18 protein-coding genes, 1 tRNA gene and 1 other RNA gene are annotated in these 21,127 nt (G+C 68.1%); 7 read left to right on the forward strand and 13 right to left on the reverse strand.

The annotated features are described in order from the left end of the window. Nucleotides 1-4 precede the first annotated feature (4 nt). The 3 genes from EII42_RS03870 to EII42_RS03880 are packed head-to-tail and all read right to left on the reverse strand — an operon-like array spanning nucleotide 5 to nucleotide 2,504. On the reverse strand, nucleotides 5-790 hold the full coding sequence (locus EII42_RS03870) for an ABC transporter permease (protein WP_233558265.1): 786 nt from the start codon (nucleotides 788-790) through the stop codon (nucleotides 5-7). Continuing rightward, nucleotides 787-1,587: an ABC transporter permease gene (locus tag EII42_RS03875; protein ID WP_125170810.1), complete on the reverse strand. Its 801-nt coding sequence runs from the start codon at nucleotides 1,585-1,587 to the stop codon at nucleotides 787-789. The genes EII42_RS03870 and EII42_RS03875 overlap by 4 nt, the downstream gene beginning before the upstream one ends. Further along, nucleotides 1,584-2,504 (reverse strand): ABC transporter ATP-binding protein, encoded by a 921-nt coding sequence (locus EII42_RS03880; protein ID WP_370318091.1) that lies wholly within the window; start codon nucleotides 2,502-2,504, stop codon nucleotides 1,584-1,586. Before EII42_RS03880 ends, EII42_RS03875 begins: the two co-directional genes overlap by 4 nt. Nucleotides 2,505-2,556: 52 nt before the next feature. On the opposite strand from EII42_RS03880, the gene EII42_RS03885 reads away from it, so the two are divergent. Continuing rightward, entirely contained in the window at nucleotides 2,557-3,099 is a 543-nt protein-coding gene (locus EII42_RS03885; protein WP_125170812.1) for a DUF1707 domain-containing protein, read from the forward strand. A gap of 19 nt (nucleotides 3,100-3,118) precedes the next feature. On the opposite strand, the gene recR is transcribed toward EII42_RS03885, so the two are convergent. The 5 genes from recR to EII42_RS12870 form a co-directional block, all read right to left on the reverse strand. Beyond that, a complete protein-coding gene (gene recR, locus EII42_RS03890; RefSeq protein ID WP_125170813.1) occupies nucleotides 3,119-3,724 on the reverse strand; it encodes a recombination mediator RecR in 606 nt (201 codons plus the stop codon). Further along, the gene (locus EII42_RS03895; RefSeq protein WP_125170814.1) at nucleotides 3,725-4,027 is read right to left on the reverse strand and encodes a YbaB/EbfC family nucleoid-associated protein; all 303 of its coding nucleotides are present in this window, start codon (nucleotides 4,025-4,027) and stop codon (nucleotides 3,725-3,727) included. A gap of 45 nt (nucleotides 4,028-4,072) precedes the next feature. Beyond that, nucleotides 4,073-6,424, reverse strand: coding sequence for a DNA polymerase III subunit gamma and tau (locus EII42_RS03900; RefSeq protein ID WP_370318094.1), 2,352 nt, complete (start codon nucleotides 6,422-6,424; stop codon nucleotides 4,073-4,075). Nucleotides 6,425-6,475: 51 nt separating this feature from the next. After that, nucleotides 6,476-6,572: signal recognition particle sRNA small type (gene ffs / locus EII42_RS03905), an RNA gene on the reverse strand. Between the two features lie 25 nt (nucleotides 6,573-6,597). Then, nucleotides 6,598-6,762, reverse strand: coding sequence for a hypothetical protein (locus EII42_RS12870; protein WP_158676395.1), 165 nt, complete (start codon nucleotides 6,760-6,762; stop codon nucleotides 6,598-6,600). 60 nt (nucleotides 6,763-6,822) lie between these two features. Here EII42_RS12870 and EII42_RS03910 point away from each other — a divergent pair. Continuing rightward, nucleotides 6,823-6,907, forward strand: a tRNA-Ser gene (locus tag EII42_RS03910). Between the two features lie 276 nt (nucleotides 6,908-7,183). Here EII42_RS03910 and EII42_RS03915 read toward each other — a convergent pair. Continuing rightward, nucleotides 7,184-7,984, reverse strand: a complete 801-nt coding sequence (locus EII42_RS03915) for a bifunctional 2-polyprenyl-6-hydroxyphenol methylase/3-demethylubiquinol 3-O-methyltransferase UbiG (RefSeq protein WP_125170815.1) — start codon at nucleotides 7,982-7,984, stop codon at nucleotides 7,184-7,186. Nucleotides 7,985-8,911: 927 nt separating this feature from the next. Between EII42_RS03915 and EII42_RS03920 the strand changes: the two genes are divergently transcribed. From EII42_RS03920 to EII42_RS03940, 5 genes are all read left to right on the forward strand, one after another. Beyond that, entirely contained in the window at nucleotides 8,912-9,721 is an 810-nt protein-coding gene (locus EII42_RS03920) for an alpha/beta fold hydrolase (RefSeq protein ID WP_158676396.1), read from the forward strand. Continuing rightward, complete coding sequence (locus EII42_RS03925) at nucleotides 9,705-10,403, forward strand: triacylglycerol lipase (RefSeq protein WP_125170817.1); 699 nt, start codon at nucleotides 9,705-9,707, stop codon at nucleotides 10,401-10,403. The genes EII42_RS03920 and EII42_RS03925 overlap by 17 nt, the downstream gene beginning before the upstream one ends. A gap of 62 nt (nucleotides 10,404-10,465) precedes the next feature. Continuing rightward, the gene (locus EII42_RS03930) at nucleotides 10,466-12,142 is read left to right on the forward strand and encodes a sodium-dependent transporter (RefSeq protein WP_125170818.1); all 1,677 of its coding nucleotides are present in this window, start codon (nucleotides 10,466-10,468) and stop codon (nucleotides 12,140-12,142) included. A 1-nt stretch (nucleotide 12,143) separates the two neighbouring features. Then, nucleotides 12,144-12,293: a methionine/alanine import family NSS transporter small subunit gene (locus tag EII42_RS03935; protein ID WP_125170819.1), complete on the forward strand. Its 150-nt coding sequence runs from the start codon at nucleotides 12,144-12,146 to the stop codon at nucleotides 12,291-12,293. Nucleotides 12,294-12,524: 231 nt separating this feature from the next. After that, complete coding sequence (locus EII42_RS03940) at nucleotides 12,525-14,423, forward strand: RES family NAD+ phosphorylase (protein WP_125170820.1); 1,899 nt, start codon at nucleotides 12,525-12,527, stop codon at nucleotides 14,421-14,423. 34 nt (nucleotides 14,424-14,457) lie between these two features. Here EII42_RS03940 and EII42_RS03945 read toward each other — a convergent pair whose 3' ends face one another. The 4 genes from EII42_RS03945 to hutU all read right to left on the reverse strand — a co-directional run bounded on the left by EII42_RS03945 (nucleotide 14,458) and on the right by hutU (nucleotide 21,123). Then, a complete protein-coding gene (locus EII42_RS03945) occupies nucleotides 14,458-16,542 on the reverse strand; it encodes a hypothetical protein (protein ID WP_125170821.1) in 2,085 nt (694 codons plus the stop codon). Between the two features lie 237 nt (nucleotides 16,543-16,779). Further along, the gene (hutH, locus tag EII42_RS03950) at nucleotides 16,780-18,303 is read right to left on the reverse strand and encodes a histidine ammonia-lyase (RefSeq protein ID WP_125170822.1); all 1,524 of its coding nucleotides are present in this window, start codon (nucleotides 18,301-18,303) and stop codon (nucleotides 16,780-16,782) included. Nucleotides 18,304-18,310: 7 nt separating this feature from the next. Then, a complete protein-coding gene (gene hutI, locus EII42_RS03955) occupies nucleotides 18,311-19,453 on the reverse strand; it encodes an imidazolonepropionase (RefSeq protein ID WP_125170823.1) in 1,143 nt (380 codons plus the stop codon). Then, nucleotides 19,453-21,123, reverse strand: a complete 1,671-nt coding sequence (hutU, locus tag EII42_RS03960) for a urocanate hydratase (RefSeq protein ID WP_125170824.1) — start codon at nucleotides 21,121-21,123, stop codon at nucleotides 19,453-19,455. Before hutU ends, hutI begins: the two co-directional genes overlap by 1 nt. Nucleotides 21,124-21,127 lie beyond the last annotated feature (4 nt).

Genomic DNA, 21,127 nt, shown 5'->3' on the forward strand with positions numbered 1-21,127 from the left:
ACCCCTACCGGAGGAACAACCGCTTCAGACGAGCCGGCGCCCACAAGCAGCCGATCAGCGACATCACCGCGAAATACGCCACGTGCCACAGCACGGAAAAGTCGACGACGCCCGTGGTCAGCTGACGAATCATGTCGGTGCCGTGCCACAGCGGCAGCGCCTGGACCGCCCACTGCAGAGCCGGCGGGTACACGTCGAGCGGGAAAAACGTGCCCGACAGCAGGAACATCGGCAGCAGCACCACCGAGATGATGCCCAGCTGCTGATACGTGCTGAAGTAGCTGGTCACCGACAACCCAATCGAGGCGAAGCCGAAAGCGATCAGCAGGGCCGCCGGGACGGCCAGCACCGCCCACCAGGACAGATTCAGTCCGAGAACCGTGGTCACCACCATGAAACCCGCCGCGTACAGCAGCCCCCTAAACATCGCCAGCGCGATCTCCCCCAGCGCCACATCCAGCGGGCCCAACGACGTCGCCAGCATCTGCTCGTAGAGCTTCGTGTGCTTCAGCTTCGCGAAGACGTTCATCGTCGAGTCGTAGACCGCGCCGTTCATCGCCGACACCGCCATGAGCGCCGGGGCGATGTAGGCGGCATACGGCACCGCCCGGCCCCGAAACTCCACCTCGCCCACGAGCGTGCCCAGCCCCAGACCCATCGACAGCAAGTACAGCACGGGCTCGAAGAACCCGGCCAAGATCACCACCCACGCGCTCTGCCTGATCGCTTTGATGCCCCGCTCCAGCACCGCCACGACGTTGCCGGAATACATCCCCGTCAACCGAGTCACTGCCCAAGCCTCCCGACGAACGCCCGCGCGGTCAGCCAGCCCGCCACCGCCGCCACCAGCAGCAGATAGCCGACGTGCACCAGCACCATCCAGCCGCCGATCGGCGACCCATACATGACCAACCTGCCCAACTCGCACGCGTGCCACAGCGGCGAAACCCAGCCGATCCACTGCAGGTAGCCGGGCAGCACCGAAAGCGGGTAGAACGTGCCGGAGAACAGCGCGAGCGGGTTCACCACGAACCGCTCCACGAAGCTGAGCTGACCGTACTCCTCCCGCTGCCGGGCCACCCAGGCCGCCACGCCGAATCCGACGCTCAGCGCGAGCAGCGCGGCCACCGGCAGAACGGCCACGGCCCGCCACCACTCGACGACGCCGAACAGCGCCAGCACCAGCACGTACCCTGCGGCGACGACCAGCGACCGGATCAGCGCGCCCACCTGAAAGCCCAGCGCCATCTGCCTGGGCGTCAGCGGCGTCGCGCTCTGCGCCACGAAACTGCGATCCCATTTGAAGCCGCCGTACAGGCCCCAGGTGTTGTCCTCGGACGCGTGCGCCAACACCGCGCTCAACACGAGAGCGGGCGACACGAACAGCAGGTACGGCACCCCGTCGACGCCCGCCGCCCCCTGGCTTCGGTCGACCAACACGCCCAGGCCCGCGCCCAGGCCGAACAGGTACAGCAGCGGGGAGCCGAGGGTGGTCAGCAGATCCGTCAGCCAGTAGCTGCGCATCTGCCGAACCCGCTGCTCGGCCACATACCACCAGCCCAGCCAACGCACACGCGTCGCGCTCATTCGATCAGACTCCGTCCGGTGAGCCGCAGGAAAACGTCCTCCAGCGACGACCGCCGGATCAGCGACGACACCGGGTTCAGCCCGCGCGCGACGACACGTTCCAGCGTGGCCTCACCGTCGTCGGAGTACATGAGCAGCCGGTCGGCCAGCACATCCAGGCGGTCGTACAGCCCCCTAAGCTCGTCGGCCACCGCCTCGTTGCGCCCGCTGCCGAACCGCAGTTCCAGCACCTCCCGCGACGAGTGGCTGCGGATCAGCTCTGCGGGCGAGCCCTCCGCGACGATCCTGCCGTGGTCGACCACCACGAGGCGGTCGCACAGCTGCTCCGCCTCGTCCATGAAGTGGGTGGTCAACACGATCGTGGTGCCGCGCTCCTTCAGCCGGAACAGCTGATCCCACAGGATGTGCCGCGCCTGCGGATCCAGGCCCGTGGTGGGCTCGTCGAGCAGCAGCACCTGCGGTTCGTTCATCAGGCCCCGCGCGATGGTCAGGCGCCGTTTCATGCCCCCGGAAAGCTCGTCGATGTGGCTCTTGCGTTTGTCCACCAGCTGGGCGAACTCCAGCAGCTCCTCCGCCCGCGCCCGGCAGTGGGCACGCCCAAAACCGAAATACCTGCCGTAGACCACCAGGTTTTCGAACACGTTGAGGCTCTCGTCGAGGTAGTCCTGCTGCGGCACGACCCCAAGCCGCGCGCGAATCGCGGGCCCGTTCTCCCGCACCGGCTTTCCTAGGACCGTCAGCTCGCCCGACGTCGGCGTCGACTGCGCCGAGACCATCCGCATCACGGTGGATTTGCCCGCGCCGTTCGGCCCGAGGAAGCCGAAGGCCTCGCCGGCACGGATCGCGAAGTCGATACCGTCCACGGCCGCCAAGTCGCCAAACTGCTTTCGTAGCCCGCTCGCCTCGATCACGTTCACCCGCAAACCCTACCACCAAGTTTCCGCACCGGCGCGTGGCAAAATTGTGGGCATGCCCATTGGCTTCTCCGCAGACCCGTTCGTAGTACGAAACGCCAGCATCCGCGCCGGCAACGCCGACCGCGAGGAGGTGGCGCGCATCCTCGGCGACGCCTACGCCGACGGCAAGCTCTCCGACGACGAGTACCACGAGCGGCTGGAGTCCGCGTTCGCGATCAAGCTGCTGGGCGAAGTGCGTCCGCTGGTGATCGACCTCGGAACGCCCCGGGAGCTGCTCAGCGGGAAGCCTGACGCCGCCGAGCACCACCAGCTCAGCCCCCGGTCGCGCCTCAAGGGCGTGGCCAAGACCGCCCGATCGGGCGGCGCTGTGAAATGGGGCGAGAACTGGAGCACCTGGCTGATCCTGTTCGGGCTGCTCAACGTGCTCTGGGGTATCCAGGCTCTTTCCGCGTGGCAGCTGGTCTACTACTGGCCCATCTGGCTGATCGCACCCACCGGATTCCTCCTGCTGCCCGGAACATTCTTCGGCGGGCGGAACAGCGAGCGCCGCCGTCGATCAGACGAGTTGGAGCCGCCCCGAGGCCGAGGCCGCTAGGCGGACGGCCTGCCCGGGCTCAGGCGTCGGCGAACATCGAGCGCCGCCCGGAGAACGCCCGCCCGAGCGTCACCTGGTCGGCGAACTCGATGTCCCCGCCGACGGGCAGCCCGCTCGCCGGGCGCGTCACCCGCACCCCGAAGTCCTTCAGCATGCGGCTCAGGTAGGCCGCCGTCGCCTCGCCCTGCGTGTCTGGGTCGGTGGCGAGGATGACTTCCTGCACCTCCCCGTCGGCGAGGCGCTGGAACAGCTCACGGGTGTGCAGGTCGCCCGGGCCGCGCCCCTCAATGGGGGAAATGGATCCCCCCAGCACGTGGTAGAGGCCGCGAAACTCGTTAGTGCGCTCGATCGCGACGACATCCTTGGACTCCTCGACGACGCACAGCACGCTGCGGTCCCGCCGCGGGTCGCGGCAGACGCGACAGCGTTCCTCCTGCGACACGTTGAAGCACACCTCGCAGAACCGGGCGTGCACCTTCACCTGCCTCAGCGTGTCCGCGAGCCGGAACACGTCCTCCTCGGGCGCGTCCAACAGGTGAAAGGCGATCCGCTGCGCGCCGCGCGGCCCGACGCCGGGCAGACGGCTCAACTCGTCGATCAGGTCTTGTACCGGACCTTCGTACAACTACATCCCCAACCCGGGAACGCTGGGCATGGACTCGCTCACGACCTTCTCCAGCTGGCTCTTGGCGTCGCGGTAGGCGGCGATGATCAGGTCCTGCAGCGTCTCGACGTCCTCGACCGCCTCCGGCTTGATGCTGACCGAAAGCAGTTCGGCTTGGCCACTCAGCTTGAGCGACACCAGGCCTCCGCCTGCGGCGCCGGTGAACTCGCGCGCGGCAAGCTGCTCCTGCATCCGGGACATGTCCTCCTGCATCTTCTGCGCCTGCGCCATGAGCGTGTTCAGGTCGAAACCGTCACCAAACATTCGGTCTTCCTTCCTAACGGTGCGTCACCCAAGTGTACGCGGATGTCACTCTTCCTCGACCACAGAGATGATCTCGGCCCCCAGCTCGCGGCCCAGCAGCTCCTCGGCGCTCTGCGCGCCGTCGAACACCTCGTCGTCCGCCGAGACCTCTGCTTCCTCGTAGTCCGTCTCCGGTTCCGGGCGCGGGGTGGGTTCGGGTGGCGGTGTCGGCGACGACGCGGCCGGGTCGGGCGTCGGGTATGCGGGCGCGGGATTGGTGTGCGGCTGACGCTCGGCTGACGAGGAGCCCGCCACCACGGCCTGGATGCGCAGCTCAATGCCCAACACCTCGATCAGCGCCTCGGACAAAATGGCGTCGGAGCCGCGGCTGCCGAAGTTGTCCCGGGCGCCGGCGTTCGCGAAACCCAGCACCAGCACGCCATCGGTCACCTCGACCACCTGGCTGTTCTGGCTGAGCAGCATGTAGGTGAAGCGGCGGCGCCCCTTCACGTTCTCCAGCACCGCTGGCCATGCCCTGCGCAACTCGTCGGTGGTGAGCTGCCCGGGGCGGGCGGGCTGGTTGGAGCGGCCCTGCGAGGCGGGCGTCGACGGCGTGGTTGGCCCGTCCGACGGCGGGGCACCGGCCGGGCGCTGCCTGGGGGGTGCGCCCGCGGGGCGCTGGCCGCTCGGGGAGGGCGCACCCGCGGCCGTGGGCGTCTCCCACGGGTCGGCGGGGGGCTGGGCGTGCGGATGCGGCGGCGCGGGTGGCGCCTCCTGCGGGCGCGTGGGCGCCGGGCCGGGCGCTGGCCGCTCGGCCCTCGCTGCCGGAGCCTCCTGGGCCACCTGCGCGTTCCCCCACTCGGCGGGCGCCGTGTCTCGCTGCGGCCGCGCGGGGGCCGGCCCGGGGTGGCGCTCCGCGGCACGGGGCGCGGCGGCCGGGTGGGCCGAGCCGTCGTCGGGGATGCCCATCATCCCGACGCGCCGCTCCAGCCGGTCCATGCGCGCGTTGAGGCCGCGCTCGTCGAGATCCGCGCCGGGCAGCAGCACCCGGGCGCACATCAGCTCCAGGTGGAGCCGGGGCGCGGTAGTGCCGCGCATCTCGGTGAGCCCGACGGCGATCACCTCGGCGGCCCGAGTCAGCTCCCCGGCGCCCAGGCCCGCAGCCTGCGTCTTCAGCCGCTCGGCCTGGTCGCCCGCAACCTCCAGGATGCCGTCATCGATTGCGGAGGGCACTGCGGAGAGAATCACCAGGTCACGCAGGCGCCGCAGCAGATCCTCCGCGAAGCGACGCGGGTCCTGCCCCACCTCGATCACGCGGTCGATCGTGCGGAACACCCCGGAGGCGTCCCCCGCCGCGAACGCGTCAACGATACTGTCCAGCAGGGACTCGGGCGTGTAGCCCAGCAGCGACGCCGCCTGCTCGTAGGCGACGCCGTCCTCCGCCGCGCCGCCGAGCAGCTGGTCGAGCACGGAGAGCGAGTCGCGCACCGAGCCGGCCCCGGCCCGCACGACCAGCGGCAGCGCCGCCGGGTCCACCCGCACGCCTTCCGCCGCGCAGATCTCCTGCAGATAACCGGTGAGCACGCGCGGCGGCACGAGCCGGAACGGGTAGTGGTGGGTGCGCGAGCGGATGGTGCCGATGACCTTCTCCGGCTCCGTGGTTGCGAAGATGAACTTGGCGTGCGGCGGCGGCTCCTCCACCAGCTTCAGCAGCGCGTTGAAGCCGGCGGCGGTCACCATGTGTGCCTCATCCACGATGTAGATCTTGTAGCGGCTCGACACGGGTGCGAAGAAGGCGCGCTCCCGCAGGTCGCGGGCGTCGTCGACGCCGCCGTGGCTGGCCGCGTCGATCTCGATCACGTCGATGGAGCCGGGGCCGCCGCGGGCGAGGTCGATGCACGACTGGCACTCGCCGCAGGGGGTGGCGGTGGGGCCCTGCTCGCAGTTCAGGCAGCGCGCGAGGATGCGCGCGGAGGTGGTCTTGCCGCAGCCGCGCGGCCCGGAGAAGAGGTACGCATGGCCGACGCGGTTGTTGTCGAGGGCACGCTGCAACGGCACGGTGACGTGCTCCTGGCCGATGACGTCCCCGAAGGTGTCGGGCCGGTAGCGCCGGTAGAGGGCCAGCGGGGCGTCGGGGATGTCCGGGCGCTTCCCGCCGAGCTTCGACGGCGGGGGCGCCAGCTCCGGTTCGGGCCGCGCCGCCGTCGATGCCTCGGGCTCAGCCGCCCCACGCGCTACCGGCTCGGCCGCAGCCTGCTCGGGCTCGCTGGGCGCGACCGGCTCGGGCTGCGGCTGCTCCGGCACGAACTCGTTGCCGAACAGATCCGGCCCGTCCTGGATCATCGGCTCATCGTCGATGAAGCTCAACCCATCCGACGTCGGGTCGTCGAAGAGCGAGTACTCGTCGGGATCGTCCATCACGGGGCCCAGCCTATTCCACAGCCCCGACAGCTTCGAATCCCAGGAAAAGAAAAGGGCCCCCCGCGCACCCGGAAGAGCTCACTTACCCTTGCTGCCTTCCGACCCTGGGGGAGTTGGGCGAGATACCGCCGCGCGAGGAACCGGACACCATGCTAGCCCATCCGCGCCGCTCACCCAACCCGCTGCTGCGGCGCCCAGCCCCTGGGGCTCTGCTCGGTGGGCGGTTGGGCGTCGAGCAGGGTGCAGTCATCGGGCACGCCTCGGGCCGGCCGCGCGTCGCGCACCGGCTCGGCCCACGTCGCCGGGGATCCGCGCCTGCCCCGCTGCCCTACCACCAACCGGCGTGCTCCCTGCCGCTTTGCGACGGTGCGGCGTCCTCAGGTAGAGTCTCCCACGGAGGATTCGCCTAGAGGCCTATGGCGCTCGCTTGGAAAGCGGGTTGGGTTCACGCCCTCACGAGTTCGAATCTCGTATCCTCCGCGCGAACTGGGCCCCGGATGATGCCGGGGCCCGCTGCTTTGTTTTTTGTTTTGTCTCCGGTCGGCCGATGCCCCGCCTCCTCTTCGCTCGCAGCCGCGCTCAGGCCTCCGGCGCTACTCGACGACGCCCAGCCAGCAACTGCACGGGGCTCTTGTCGTACGGGTTCATGGCCCAATATTCCCACCCCGAGGGTGTTCCCGACCCAGCCGTGGTCGGGGTTCGCGGTCAGGCCAGGATGCGTGAAGCCTCGGCGCATGGGAGATCGCCCGCCCGTCATCAGCCGCGTTTCTCCGCCACGCACAGCGCCGCGCTGCACGGAAAAACAAGCCTGCCGCCCGGGGCCTCGTAGGCGGATAGGCGATCCCGCACCTGCTCCGCCACCCGACGTCTGGTCTCCGCGCCGTGCGCGAGGTAACGCTCGCCGGTGCTGCCGATGCCACCGGACATTCCCGCCCAATAGTCCTCCCAGGTGGTCGCCCAGTCCCAGGTCACGGTCTGCGCCGAGATCACCACGAGCCCCGCCTGCTCGTTTGCGGCCGCAAGCCCCGCCACGGAGCGCTCGAAGCCCCCAGGGGGCGGCGCGGCTCGGGATGCTCCCTGGCCCGCGCCGACAGCGTCGAGGGCACCCACGACCGCGTCGCGATGCGGCAAGAAGTCTGCGGTCCAGGTCGTTGTGATGATCCGCCCGCCGCCGACGGTGATCCTGCCCAGGCCCCGGAGGCAAGCCTTCGCGTCCGGGACGTGGTTAATGACGAAGTTAGCGACGGCCGAGTCGACGGACGCATCGTCGAACCCGGCGAGCGCGGGGAGCGAGTCGACGAAAACCCGCCCCACCCGCCCGGCGAGCGCACTCCGGGCGATCTCAACCATCGCGGGCTCGGCGTCGCACGCCAGCACCTCGTAGCCGGCCGCCGCCGCATGGCGCGCGAAGTCACCGCAGCCGCAGCCGACGTCGGCTACCCGTCGCCCCACCAGCCACTTCACGACAGCTGGGCCGGTGCCGGCGCAGGCGCCGGAAAACGACCTTCGGTAAATCTCAGCCTTGTGGCCGTTCCAGCGCGTCATTGGCTTTCCCACCCCGCCAGTCTAGGGCCGCCGGGCCCCAGAGAACGGCTCGCGACGGCTTCAGGGGCCGACCGGCCGGTAGCCCTGCTACTCGTTCAGCCAGGCGCGCCCCGCCCCGGTCGCCGATTCTCCGAAGCAGCCTAGGCATGGATACTCACGGCGCTCCCCACGCAGCAACCGGCGCAGACCGTCCCTGACAAGGCGTTTCGCCGGCCGTAGGGTCTGCGCGACGGTGGAGCGGGCAGCAGTCCCCCGTCGACCAAGTCTCCTGGCGTTCCGGCGGTACTCAGCGAAGATGAGCCATTCGACTCAGGATTTCCGCACCCCCGGAAACCTACCCTTGTTACACAGCGACCGAATCAAAGGAGCACACCATGACCACGAAATATGACCCCCGTTTCAATCCGTAGCTGCCAATCCTGAGATTGGTAAATGCCCGCCCTGACGCGAAGAAGCCAGGCCGCGGGCAGACAACGCAAGGTGGCCAGCCAGCCCATTTCTCCGACATCCAGCGTACCGGGAACCCATCGAAAAGCCGACGCCGCACTTGGCGCTCATCCAGGGGCGTCGGAGAAATGGGCTCGGCTTTCCCCCGCCCAAAGACGAACCACGTCCACGATCAGTCCTGCCGAGACCATCCGCAGCCGCCACGACTCAGCGATCATCGCCGCACGCGACTGGGTGCGGAAGGAAAAGCCCGGTGCTGAAGGGAACCGTTCACCCGGTTCCGGACGGCTACGTCCGGTCGTCTCAGCCCGACGGACGCGCCACCACCGCATGTCGACTTAGCTCCGTGCGGCCAAACCCGCGACCGGCGCCCATCCAGGAGAATCTCGACAATACCCTCCCCTCTCCGGCCCGACAGCCCGGCGAGAGGTGCCACCACCGCATTCGCGCACACAGCCCCCGACTAGCATGGGCCGAAAAGGAGGGCCAAGGATGCACAAACACTGGCGCAGCGTCGAGGTGGCCGACACTACCATCCAGGTCGCGTGCTACTCCCCCACGGGGCGGGCCGCGCAGCGCCCGACTGCGGTCCTCGTGCACGGACTCGGCGTCTCCTCCCTCTACTTCGACCCCCTGATCGAGAAACTCGCCGAGCACGCGCCGGTCGTCGTCTTCGACCTGCCCGGCGCCGGCCGCTCCGCAGAGACCGACGGCGTGGTCACCATCGCAGGCTTCGCGCGGGTGCTGCGGCACATCCTCGCCGAGCTAGACCTCGGCGAGACGGTGCTGCTGGGCCACTCAATGGGCACCCAGGTGGTGGTGGAGACGCTCGCCCAGGAGCCGACCGTCGCGCGCTCCGCCGCGCTACTGGCGCCCGTCGTGGCTCCGGAGTTGCGTTCGGCGCCGTACCTGCTCGCGGCCTTCGCCCGTACCTCCCTGCACGAGCCGCTGGGCGCGGTGTGGCGCGCGGGCGTCGGATACCTGCAGATGAAGCCGTCCTGGCTGCTGCAGCAGGTGAACGCGATGCTCGCCTACCCCATGGAGGAACGCATCGCGGGCGTCGCAGCCGACCTGGTGCTGCTGCGCGCCGACAACGACCGCGTCTGCCCCCGCTCCTTCCTGGACGACCTGCAGCGCCGCGCAGCCGGGAAGCGGGTAATCGTCCGGGAACTGAGCAACGCGGCCCACCACATGATGGCCACCCATGCCGACATCATCGTCGCGGCCCTGCTGCGCATCAGCGGCGTAGCCGACGCGGAGGCCGAGGCCGAAGCCGAGCGCAATCGTGCCGAGAACGCTTAACGCGCTGAACGAACTGCGCGACTGGCTGCACGGGCTGCGGCGCCAGGCAGGGGCACTGCTTCCCGCGCGCCGCATCCGTCCGGCGGCCAACCCGGGTTGTGCAGCCCCCGTGCTGCTTCTGCCCGGCATCGCCGAGCCCGGCGGATTCCTGCGCCCCCTGAGCCGCTACCTGGCCGGCCACGGCCACCCCGTCCACTTCGTCCCCCGCCTGGGGCTGAACCTCTCCCGCCTGGACGAGTCCGCCCGGATCGTGGCCGCGACGATCGCCCGCCTGGGCCTGGACCGCGTCGTCCTGGTCGCGCACTCCAAGGGTGGCCTCGTCGGCAAGGCGACGATGACCCGCCCCGACTGCGCCGCCGTCGCGGGTCTGGTGGCCGTGGGTTCCCCCTTCGCGGGCGCGGACTTCCTGGGGCCGCTGCATCGAATTATCCCCCTCGGGCGACCGGTCGCGGAGTTGACCCGCGGGCACGCCGCCCTCGCCCGGCTGGCCGCCAATCAGGACGCGAACGCCCGGATCGCCTCGCTCGCGCCAGCGTGGGACCAGGTGGTGGCGCCGGAGTCGACGGTGTTGCCGGGCGCCACCAACATCGCCCTCAGCGCCGGGGGACATTTCGGCGCCCTCGACGATCCCAGTACCCGTCGGCACATTCACCAACAGATTCACCGCCTGCTGTCCATTTAGCGGGCACAGACCGTTGGGGAAGGAGTAGGCAGTAGGTTCAGCCTGTAGTCACCGGAGGGAACATGAGCACATCACCTGACACAACACGCGCCAACCGCGGTGCTTTCTCGGGGCGCACCGCGTTCATCCTCGCTGCGATCGGCTCCGCCGTCGGGCTGGGCAACATTTGGCGCTTCCCCTACGTCGCCTACTCCAACGGCGGCGGCGCGTTCGTCATCCCGTACATCATCGCCCTGCTTACAGCGGGGATTCCGCTGCTGTTCCTCGACTACGCGATCGGCCACCGCTACCGGGCCTCGGCTCCCCTCTCGTTCCGCCGCCTGCATCGGCTCACCGAGCCCATCGGCTGGTGGCAGGTGCTGATCTGCGTGGTGATCGGCACCTACTACGCGGTGATCCTGGCCTGGGCCGCACAGTATTTCGTCTTCTCCTTCACGAAAGCCTGGGGAGACAAGCCCGCGGAGTTCTTCATCGGCGAGTACACACAGTCGATTGGGGCAGCCGACGCACACTTCGGCGTGGACTTCGTGCCCGGGGTGCTGGTGCCGCTGCTGCTGGTCTGGGTGGCTGTGGTGGCAGTGCTGACGCTGGGCGTGCAGAAGGGCATCGCCCGCACCTCGCTGTTCTTCATGCCGGTCCTGCTGGTGATGTTCCTGGTGCTGGTGGTGATCGGCCTCCGGCTGCCGGGCGCGGCCGCCGGCCTGGACACCCTGTTCACTCCCAACTGGTCGGCCTTGACCGATTCGAGCGTGTGGGTGGCCGCCTATGGCCAGATCTTCTTCTCGCTGTCGGTGGCGTTCGGCATCATGCTCACCTACGCCTCCTACCTGAAGAAAACCACCGACCTGACCGGCTCGGGGCTCGTCGTCGGCTTCGCGAACTCCTCCTTCGAAATCCTCGCGGGCATCGGCGTCTTCTCCGCTCTGGGCTTCATGGCGCAGGTGGCGGACAAGCCGGTGTCCGAGGTGGCCGGCGGCGGCATCGGGCTAGCCTTCATCGCTTTCCCGACGATCATCAACGAGGCCGGCTGGCTGGGCCCGCTGATCGGGGTGCTGTTCTTCGGCTCGCTGGTGTTTGCGGCATTCACGTCGATGGTGTCGATCGTCGAGGTGATCATCTCCGCCGTCCAAGACAAGCTGGGGCTGGCCCGTATCCCCTCCGTGCTGGTGGTCGGCCTGCCGATGGCGCTCATCTCGCTGTTCCTGTTCCCGACGACGACCGGCCTCAACCTGCTCGACGTGATGGACGCCTTCGTGAACAACTTCGGCATCGTCGCGGCCGCGCTCGTCGCGTCGATCACCCTGACAGCCGGCTTCAGCGCGCTACCCACGCTGCGCAACCACCTCAATAGGTCGAGTTCGCTGAAGGTTGGCCGCGGCTGGCAGCTGCTGGTTGGTGGCGTGGTGCCGGTGGTGCTGGGTTACATCCTGATCGGCGAGACCCAGAAGCTGATCTCCGAAACCTACGGCGGCATGCCCAGCTGGTTCGTCAACGTGTTCGGGTGGGGCATGGCCGCGCTGCTGGTGGTGCTGGCCGTCGGGATGAGCCTGGTGCCATGGTCCACCACCTCGAACGCCGCCAAGGTGGATTCCGACGGCGACCTGATCCCGCCGCCGATCCTCGACCGCCTCGTCGATGCGGGGCGCGTCGAGGAGGCGCGCGCCAACCCAATCATCGACAACTATTCGCTGCCGCCGGAGCCGCCCGCCCGGCCCGGCGCCGCCGTGGAGGAGAAGTGAAATGAGCGTTTCGGCCATCATCATGCTCATCGCCGCGATCGTGATCGTCTGGGGCGGCCTGGCCTTCGCGATCATCTTCCTCCTGAAACACCCGGAGGGCTCCGTACCGTTGCGCGACGATCACGGCCGCCCCGTCCCGCACCCGGAATAAGCCGCCGGCCCCGGCCGGTTCGCTGCGCGTCGGGGCGGCGCGTCTTGGGAGTCGACTAACGCCGCCCGCCTGCCCCGATGTTCGCGTTTTCCTTTCCAGCGGAAAGCAACGAAACCAGACGGGTAGACGCGAAGCGCGCACTTTGATTGAACGCTCGGAGAAAACCCCTGCAGCCGCCTTCCACGCATGCTATTCATGGGGAAGTAAATTTCGGGATTGTCGGGGGAGCAGATGAGCGAGCAACAGCGTCATGAGGATCAGAAGCAGGATGCTCACCAGCTGCTGAGGGTGGTCTTGGAGCTCCTTGCGCGCTGCGCGGAAAGGCTTGGCTCTGACCAGCAAGGCGGCGACGCGGGACAGGGCGAGCCGAGCCACGCCGCATCACGCGGCGAACAGCTCGGGGAGCTCAGAAAGACATTTCTGCAGGCCATCACATCGTTCGCAAAAGCGGCCCAGCAGTGGAAGAACATGGATGACGATGCTCACCGGCGGGCGCTCCGGGCGGGACGGACGCTGATCAGGCTCGCGCTCTGCCTGGATACCGCACTCAAGATCCTGCCCGACGAAGTGGGCATCGCCCAAGGCGAAGAACTCCTAGAAGGCGATAGCTTTGAAGAATCGCTCGGTTCCGAGGGCGTGAACGTGAAGGAGATCCTCGGGGAAGAATACCTGCAGAAGTGCCAGGTGCTCCAGCGAGTGACCGACAGCCTCGGCCAGCGTATCCTGGCTCACCCGGTCTACAGCGACCTCTATGCTGCGCTGAAGGCCATGCAGGGACTGGGGCTGGATTGGTTTCCGGCGGCTGCCAATCAGGCGTCCCCCAACACGCTGGGGGTCGTGGACAAGCTCTACGCGGCGCTGCTCGCCCGGCTGCGGCCAGGCGATGGAGCCCCCGAGGAAACTCCCCTCGAGCCCAGATACGAGCTTGACCTTCTCGAAGAAGAAGAAGTGCTCCGTCAAAACTACCGCCTTAGCAACGGGCAGCCACTCGACAAGGCCGAGCTTGAGAAGATGCGCGCCGAGCAGCACATCATCTTCGTCCATGACTGGGACGGGGTGGTGCGCTACCCGACGTTTCAGTTTGCCACCCTAACGCAAAGGAAAAGGAAGAGGTCGGCCTCCGGTCGCTGGCCCTTCCTCCGCCACGACGTGTACGAGGTCATCAGGAATACCCCCCACTCCTTCAACGGCTGGACGGCCGCCTTCTGGTTCACTCACGTGCTCAGGGAAAGAATCAAGCCAAATAATCTTCCTCCAGCCAAGGTCCCGCCACCGGGCCGGTTGCCCGCCAAAGATCACACGGTCACCTTCCGCGACCTCCTCACCCAGAAGAACCTCTGGGTGAAGCGCTGGCAAGAAGACGGCACGTTCGTCTTCGACACCGATAACCTCGTGCTGGCAATGGAGGAACTGCCCACGACTCTCTACCGCGTAACGAAAGAACGGTACTGCTTCCCGTACTGGTATACAGCCCAGAAAAAGCTACACAACAATCGCTACCCTCTCTGGCAGCTCCGCGGCGAGAAACCGCAGGGTAGGTTCGACACCTGGTGCAGAAGAGGTAAAAACAGAACCCGCGGAACCCTGTACCTGGCCACCACCGCCCGGGGCTGCTTCCTGGAGGTGTTCGACAGGGAACCGATACTGTTGCTGCAGCACGTCATGAAAAAGCTATGGATTCTGAAAGTGAACCCTGCCGAAAAGTTTACGGTGACCGACCTCACGCGGCTCTCCAGCTACCTCTCTTCCACCCCGGTGCGATCCGCCACTCAGGTCCTAGCAGACGCGCTGGCGTACTCGAACAACCCTACCCACCACGCCGCGGTCTACCGCCTGCGCTCCACCTCGGGGAGCCAAGACCTGGGCGTCCTCCTCTTCGACGCAGTGAAGACATGTGACGAGGGAAACGAGCCCAAGTGCTGCGCTCCCAAGGCCAGCGCCCAGGAGATCGCTGAATCGAACAACCACGACCCCTCGCTGGGCGGCAAGAACCCATTCGGCACGCCCATCAGTATCTCCTACGGGAGCTGCGAAGATCTGTGGCAGGCCCTGAACGAGATGAAGGAGTCCAACTGGTGCAGAGACACCCTCCTGCTGCTGCGCAGAATCCCGCCGCAGCCGAAGCTCTGAGGGCAGCAAAGCCTCGGAGGCGGCGGGTCAGCCTCTAGACGAGGCAGTCGCCCTTCCGCAGCTGGGCGGAACCCACTCGCCGGCCCTTTCCACGGCCCGGATTCCTAGCGTCGAGTTCCCAACGCACCGGTTCCGAGCTACCCTCCCGGTAGATGAAAGACGTGCTGCTCGCGGACAACTTGCCCCCGGAAAGCGCGACGTGCTCCGGGAAGGCGGTCAACTCGCCCGTGCGGAAGCACCGGTGCACGACGACGACCTCCTTCAACCGATCCGCGTGCCTGAGGCGAGAGGCGAGTCTCTCCAGACGATCAAACACCCGGATCGCGACGGAATCCTTCCTCTCCCCCGAAACGGTGACGGTCTGCTGATCAGGGACCAGCATTCCCCAGTCCGTCAGCAGATCCAGAGCCAGCGACACCCGCCACTCCCCGAGCGGCCAGACGCGCGCCCGACCGGACTCGCTAAGCACCTTCTCCAGCCGCTCCCGATCCCGACGTTGCGCCGCTACGAGGTCAAGCAACGACAACCGGAGGTAGTCCAGTTGATCCTCGACCTTCTCGCGCATCTCCTTCGTGTACTTGGCGACGTAGCGCTCTATCGCCTCTACCCCGTCGTCGCCGAGGACGGCCCCGAAGAAACCTTCCTTGCCCGCCACCGCCTCCTGGTAGGGCTTCACATCCGGCGGGAGATACACAGCGGACCTGAGCTTCTCGTCCGCTACACGGCCTTCCCACTCGCCCAGCCTGTTGTAGAGGGTTTCTCCCAAGACGAGCCGGGCGTTTTCCTCGTCCAGCCCGATTTCTTCTACCCCGGTCTCCTGCCAAAGCTTCTCCAGCAGAGCTGTCAGTACCTGCTTCGCGCAGGCGTACTCGATCAGCCCGAATAGCTGGTTAAGCTGGTGGACGGTGGCCTCCGAACTGTCGAGGTTAACGGCGCCAACCTCAACAGCCCACTCCAGCATCTCCCGAGCCTTGAGCTCGGCGAGCATCGGCTTGACCAGCAGACGAAGGGCAAACCTCCGCCGCCCAGCAACACCGGTGTCGCGGCAGAAGAGCCGGACCTTAACCACAGTGCTCAGCTGGGTGACACTGTGGAACCTGCCGTCGCCCTCCAACTTATGCGACGCGTCGAACGTGAACTGCCTGCTGCCGTCAGGGTAGCTTGCCGCGTTGGATACCTCAACCCACGGTCCCAAATAGTTAAAAATGGCATCCAATTCAGGAGCCGAGCAAAAGAACGCCTTACTGGTCGGAAAGTCCGTGAAATACGGCACGTCATTGCGCGCAAACAGCCTGCTGAATCCCCGATACAGCTCGGTGCCATCGCGCGCATCGCAGGCGAAGCGCCGAGCTCCTTCCACGTCCTTGTTCTGCCACTCCTTTTTTATCCATGCCAACTGCCTGACGTCCTCGACCACCAAGGCGGAACTCTGCTGGCCAGCCCCGTTCCTCGGCTCGGCCCGAGCATCCACCAGCGGAACACACACAACCTGCACCCCATCCACGTGGCTTTTCAGGTTGAGGCTTCTGCGGTCCATGAGATGCCCGCCCTGGGCCAGGTCGTCAACCAGGACCGTAACCTCGTCCCGGAGTCCTTGCATATCGGTCAGGTAGATGAACCGGTCGGTGAAGATCCGCTCCCTCAACTCCGCGGGCAACTCCAACCCCGCCGCGAGCATGGCTTGGTAGACGCACACGGTGCGCCTCGCCATCAACAGGATGGACGCTTTTCGCGCCCCCCGAGCGCGGTCTCCACCGTCGGCAATGGATCTGTTGTGCCTCAACACCCGCTCGAAGATCGCCCACAGGGAGCACAATATGCGCAGCGGAAAGAAATCCGACGGGAAAGTGTCCATTGCGAAGAAGACCTTCGCAGGAATCCTTATTTCCGCGCGACCCAATCCGTCGCGTCCCCGAAACATGGCGGAGCCCCAGTCGCGCAGCTGCTCATGCGACATACGCTCCGACGGCCCCCCGGCCAGCTCCGGCGGCCGCCAGCCCTCGGGGCCTTCCAGCGCGAAAGTGTCGCGCTCCGTGCCCCACTCCGGCCCGAGCGCCAGTTGAATCCAATCGTCAACCGTTCCCGGGCGCTCCCCCATCGACTTTTCCCCCGAACTCACCGGGAATCACCGACCTGCATGATCGGCACCTCGCTCACACTCACGCAACCATCCGAGAGCGACCGGCCCTCGCCTGCGCCCCCCACGAAAAGCCAATTAATCTTCCTCTAGGACCCCACCAGCCTAGCAGGCCAGGGGGTCAGAAGGAATACCGCGTCACAAACTTCATCAAAAGCGATTCTTGCCCCGCATTTGTTAGCGTTCACTCCGAATTACATTATTGTAACTACGATGTCGTCAGGCCAGCTCTCCCGCCTCGGCCAGCAGCTCCCCGCTCTCCAGCAGACGCACCGCGGCCTCGATGTCGGGCGCGAGGAAGCGATCCGGCCCAGGGCCGCCGACGTGCTCGCGCAGTTTGGCGATCACCCGGCTCGCGGGTTCGGAGGGCTGGAGCGGGGCGCGCAGGTCGATGGCGCGGGCCGCGGCCAGCAGCTCGATGGCGAGCACCCGTCGGAGCGCATCGACGCTGGTGCGCAGCTTCCGGGCCGCATGCCAGCCGAGCGAAACGTGGTCCTCTTGCATCGCCGAACTCGGGATGGAGTCGGCCGACGCGGGCACCGCTAGGCGTTTCATCTCCGCGACGAGCCCCGCCTGGGTGTATTGCGCGATCATGAAACCAGAATCGACGCCCGGATCGTCGGCGAGGAAGGGCGGCAGGCCGTGCGAGCGGTTCTTGTCGAGCATCCGGTCGGTGCGCCGCTCCGCGATGCTCGCCAGGTCGGCCGCGACGACGGCCAGGAAGTCCAGCACATAGGCCACCGGCGCGCCGTGAAAGTTGCCGTTCGAGGTGATGGTGCCGTCGCGCAGCACCACGGGGTTGTCGATCGCCGCGGCCAGCTCCCGCTCCGCCACCGAACGGGCGTGCCCGATGGTGTCGCGCACGCCGCCCGCCACCTGCGGCGCGCACCTGAGCGAGTAGGCGTCCTGCACCCGCGAGCCCTCGCGCGCCACGTCGGCGATGATCTCGCTGCCCGCGAGCAGCCGGTAGATGTTCGCCGCCGACGCTGCCTGCCCGGGATGCGGCCTGAGCGGCAGGTGCAGCTGGGGTGCGAAGACGGTGTCGCGGCCGCGCAGGCCCTGAACGGTGAGCGAGCAGGTGAGGTCGGCGACGCGCACCAGCTCATCGAGATCCGCCAGCGCCAGCACCAGCATGCCGAGCATCCCGTCGGTGCCGTTGATCAGCGCCAGCCCCTCCTTCTCCGCCAGCTCGACGGGAGCGATGTCCGCCTCGGCGAGCAACTCCGGCACGGGGCGTTCAACGCCGGCTGCGTCCCGGGCGCGCCCCTCACCCATCAGCACCAGCGCGCAGTGGCTGAGCGGCGCGAGGTCGCCCGAGCAGCCCAGCGAGCCGTACTCGTGCACGATCGGGGTGATGCCTGCGTTCAGCAGGCCCAGGTAAGACTCCACCACCTCCACGCGCACCCCCGTGTAGCCGCTGGCCAGGGTGCGGGCACGCAGGAACATCAACGCCCGCACCACCTCGCGCTCCACCTCCGGCCCGGTGCCTGCGGCATGGCTGCGGATTAGCGAGCGCTGCAGCTGGGCGCGCATCTCTGCGGGGATGGCGGTATCGGCAAGCGCGCCGAAACCCGTCGATACCCCGTACACGGGAGTTGCCCCGTGAGCCAGGGCGTCGACGTGGGAGCGCACCCGTTCGATCTCCGCGCGCGCCTCGGCGGACAGCTCGACGCGCTCGCCGTGCCGGGCGACAGCCAGCACGTCAGAGCAGGTGACGGGGTGCGGGGAAAGGGTGACGGTCATTGGGTTCCTAAACAATTCGGTTTCCGGCGCGCCACACCTGGTGGGTGAGGGGCATTCCCGGACGGTATGCGAGATGGATAGCGGCGGGCGCGTCGAGGACGTGCAGGTCGGCGCGCGCCCCCACCCCCAGGTGCCCGACGTCGGTTCGGCTGAGCGCCCTGGCCCCGCCGAGCGTCGCGGCGGTGAGGGCCTCCGCAAGCGTCAGGTGCTGCTGCAAGACGGCGGTGCCGACGCAGAAGCTCATGCTGGAGGTGTAGCTGGTGCCGGGGTTACAGTTCGAGGCGATAGCGACGGTGGCCCCCGCATCCAGCAGCCGCCGCGCGGGCGCGAACCGGACCCGCGTCGACAGGTCACAGGCGGGGAGAACCGTCGCCACGGTCTCGGACGCGGCCAGGGCCTCGATGTCGTCGTCCGTGAGGTAGTTCACGTGGTCAACGCTCGCCGCGCCCAGTTCGACGGCGAGCGCCACCCCGCCGGAATGGCCCAGCTGATTGCCGTGCACGCGCAGCCCGAGCCCCGCCGCCCGACCCGCCTCCAGCACCCGGCGCGACTGCTCCGGAGTGAACGCACCCTGTTCGCAGAACACGTCCAGCCAGCGCACGTGCGGGCGCGCCGCCGCGAGCATCTCGCCCGCCACCAGCTCGGTGTACTCGTCGGCGTCCCAACCTGCGGGCACCAGGTGCGCGCCCAGGAAAGTCACTTCGTCCACCAGCCCAGCCGCGATGCGCGCTGCACGGGCCTCGTCGACCACGGTCAGCCCGTAGCCGGTCTTCGTCTCCAGGCAGGTGGTGCCGCCGCGCGCGGCCTCCGCCACCCGCCCGGCCACCAGCCGGGTGAGCCGCTCGTCGGACGCCTCCCGGGTGGCCGCCGTGGTGAGAGCGATACCGCCCGCGGCGTAGGACTGGCCCGCCATGCGCGCCTCGAACTCGGCTGAGCGGTCGCCGTCGAACACCAGGTGGGTGTGGGAATCGACCCAGCCGGGCAGCACCGCGCGGCCCCCGACATCCACCAGCTCGTCCGCGACGGGGGCGTCGGCTGCGCGCCCAACCCACGCCACCGTCGGGCCCTCGACGACGAGCGCGGCGTCGCGCACCGGTTCCCCCGCCATCGTCCACAGCTCGGAGATGCCGGTGATGAGTGTCGCGCGCATCAGTCGCGCAGCCTCGGGCTCATGGGCACGCGCAGCCCCCGCTCGGCCGCTACCTCGGCCGCGCGCGAGTACCCAGCGTCGACGTGCCGGAACACACCGAGCGCCGGGTCGTTGGTAAGGAGGGCCTTAAGCTTCGCGGCCGCCAGCTCGGTGCCGTCCGCCACCCCCACCTGGCCGGCGTGGATGGACCGGCCGATGCCGACGCCGCCACCGTGGTGGATCGACACCCAGGTGGCGCCCGAGCTGACCGCCGTCATGGCGTTCAGCAGCGGCCAGTCGGCCACCGCGTCGGTGCCGTCGAGCATGCCCTCGGTCTCGCGGTAGGGCGAGGCCACCGAGCCGGAATCCAGGTGATCGCGGCCGATGACGATGGGGGCTTTGACTCGCCCGGAGGCCACCAGTTCGTTGAACAGCAGGCCCGCCTTGTGCCGCTCGCCGTAGCCGAGCCAGCAGATGCGCGCGGGCAGGCCCTCGAACTCGACGTACTCGCCGGCCGCGTCGAGCCAGCGGTGCAGGTGCTCGTTCTCCGGGAACAGCTCCTTCAGCGCCTCGTCGGTGACGCGGATGTCCTCCGGATCCCCGGAGAGCGCCACCCATCGGAACGGGCCCAGGCCCTCGCAGAACAGCGGTCGGATGTAGGCGGGCACGAAGCCGGGGAACTCGAACGCGCGCTCGTAGCCGGCCTTGCGGGCCTCGTCACGGATGGAGTTGCCGTAGTCGAACACCTCGGCGCCCTCGTCGCGGAACTCCACCATCGCCGCCACGTGCCTGGCCATCGACTGCCGCGCGGCCTCGGTGAAGGCCGCCGGATCGCGCTCGGCTTCGGCGCGCCAGTCGGCGACAGAGATGCCGACGGGCAGGTAGCTGAGCGGATCGTGGGCGGAGGTCTGGTCGGTCACCACGTCGATGCGGAGTTCGCCTGCGCGCTGGCGGCGCAGGATCTCCGGGAACACCTCGGCGGCATTGCCGACGACGCCCACGCTCAGCGCGCGGCGGGCGGCCTTGGCTTCCTGGGCGCGGGCGAGGGCGTCGTCGAGCGAGTCCGCCACCTCGTCGAGGTAGCGCTTGGAACGGCGGCGTTCTAGGCGGCTGCGGTCCACGTCGACGATGATGACCACCCCGCCGTTCAGGGTGACGGCCAGGGGCTGGGCGCCGCCCATGCCTCCGCAGCCTGCGGTGAGCGTGATGGTGCCGGCGAGGGTGCCGGCGAAGCGCTTGCGGGCGACGGCGGCGAAGGTTTCGAAGGTGCCCTGCAGGATGCCCTGGGTGGCGATGTAGATCCACGAGCCCGCAGTCATCTGCCCGTACATCATGAGCCCTTCAGCTTCAAGCGTGCGGAAGTGCTCCCAGGTGGCCCAGTCGCCGACGAGATTGGAGTTGGCGATGAGGACGCGCGGCGCCCACGTGTTGGTGCGTACCACGCCCACTGGTTTGCCCGACTGCACGAGCAGCGTCTCGTCCTCTTCGAGGGTCTTCAGGGTCTCGATGATGGCGTCGAAGGCCTCCCAGCTGCGCGCGGCGCGCCCGGTGCCACCGTAGACGACAAGGTCTTCGGGGCGTTCGGCCACCTCGGGGTCAAGGTTGTTCATCAACATGCGCATGGGCGCCTCGGTGGCCCAGGACTTCGCGGTCAGTTCGGCGCCCCTCGGCGCGCGGATGGTGCGGGACATCGTC

Origin of the sequence: Tessaracoccus sp. OH4464_COT-324 (genome assembly GCF_003932855.1) — a bacterium.
GTDB lineage: Bacteria > Actinomycetota > Actinomycetes > Propionibacteriales > Propionibacteriaceae > Arachnia.